General features: G+C 63.3%; 2 protein-coding genes. Both read left to right on the forward strand.

Annotated elements, in window-relative coordinates; genetic code table 11:
- The first annotated feature begins 343 nt into the window (after positions 1-343).
- Complete coding sequence (locus tag A5760_RS11165; protein ID WP_064880629.1) at positions 344-607, forward strand: hypothetical protein; 264 nt, start codon at positions 344-346, stop codon at positions 605-607.
- A 108-nt stretch (positions 608-715) separates the two neighbouring features.
- Positions 716-1627: a helix-turn-helix domain-containing protein gene (locus A5760_RS11170; protein WP_196772064.1), complete on the forward strand. Its 912-nt coding sequence runs from the start codon at positions 716-718 to the stop codon at positions 1625-1627.
- Positions 1628-1730: the final 103 nt, after the last annotated feature.

Below are 1730 nucleotides of genomic sequence, written 5' to 3' on the forward strand. Positions count from 1 at the left end.
CGATCAGCAACCGGTCCACCTCGAGGTGAACGACCATCCCGAGAATTCCCCTATCTGCTGATATTTCAGCGTTCTAGATGATATTTAGACACTGTAGACGAGACTATGGCATCGGTACAAGGAATTGGAGGGTAGGGCGGTTCGTGGCTTTTGCGTCACGCGGCCGCAATGGTGACCTAGAAAGGATGCTGCCGGTGCCTCTCATGGAGTCACGGACCCCCCAATGCCGGGGTGGACGGTGGCCGATGACCACAGACCACTTGCACTCGATGCAAGGGGGGTGACATGCAGATCGGCTAAATCGTCTGCCACGAACCGGCTGACGCGACGCCCCCGGTACTAGTTGGGTGGTTTTGCCGGCAAGGTCTGCCAGTGCCCGCATTACGGCTACGTCTTCGAGGGGTCGATCCGCGCGGACTTACCCGACACAAATGAGCCCGCCGAAGTCGCGGTCGCCGGCGAAGCCTACTTCTTCCCAGCCGGCCACATGCTCTATCCCGAACTCGCTAAGGCGCTTGAACTCAACCCCGCGTACGCACTGCAGCGCTGCAGGGACCTGACTCAGCGGGCGCTGGAAAAAAGGCCCTCGGCCGCCGGGAGCCACTGATCGTCGACAAGCGCAAACCCCCGAGATGCGCTAGTATTTCAGCAGCATCGCTGGGCACTGGGTTTTGAGGTTGCGGCTCGGCGCATTCGACATCGGGAGGTTGCTCGCTTGCCCATTAATCCGTCACCGGCGGTACAGCGAGCTGCTCAGGTGCTCTGGTACCTGGCCGAGCACCCCTCTGAAGCCCACACGGTCTCCCAGCTGTCACGCACCCTGAACATCCCCCGGGCCACCTGCGATTCGATCCTGCAGGCGCTGACCCAACAAGGCTTCGCGAATCGCCGCAACCACGATATGGGCTACGAACTGGGTGCGTCCTGCCTGGCGCTGGCCAGCGCGGCCCAGGCCACTAACCCCGTGCTCAACATGGCCAACCGGCAGGCCGACCGACTCGCGCGAGACCTCCAGGCCTGCGTCGTGGTGTCCACCATCATTGATGGGGAGGCAAGGGCAGTCGCCGTCTTCGACCGGGGACCCGCCACCTTGCTCCGGGCACGCGTCGGCCAGGCGATCCCACTGGCTCCGCCCTTCGGAGTGGTCTTTGTGGCATGGGACTCGGCAACAAGCGAGCACTGGCTGAAACGCGGCGGGTCAGAAACGCACCAAGCCGAGGCGGAACGATGGCGTCAGTCCCTGCAGTTCGCCCGCCGACACGGTTACAGCTTCTCGGTTTTCGCTACCCCCGGAGTTCCCTTCGGACGCGTCCTCGAAGATCTGTTGGAAGTCCCCGACTCCGAACCCTACCGCCGCACCCGCGACGAGTTGATCGACCAGCTACGCCACAGCGAATACCTCGCGACCCAGCTCGACCACAACACAGAGACCCAACTCATTCAGCTGTCGGCCCCGGTGTTCGACGCGGACGGGGCCGTGGCCGCCTCACTCATGGTGCTTGGCTCGATGCGCCCCATGCGCGGCCAGGAGGTGGAAACCCTCGGTCGACGTGTCGTCCAAGCCGCCGACCAGGCGACCACCACGGCACGCGAACTGCGACTCGGCGAGCCAACCGCCGGAATCTGACTCAACGCCCACACCATCAAACAATTACTCCCGCGTGTTCACCAACCTCCACGCACAGGTGTGACGCTGGTGATCTTCATCGGCGACGACTGGGCCGAAGACC

This window comes from Mycobacterium colombiense, from assembly GCF_001665835.1.
GTDB lineage: Bacteria > Actinomycetota > Actinomycetes > Mycobacteriales > Mycobacteriaceae > Mycobacterium > Mycobacterium colombiense_A.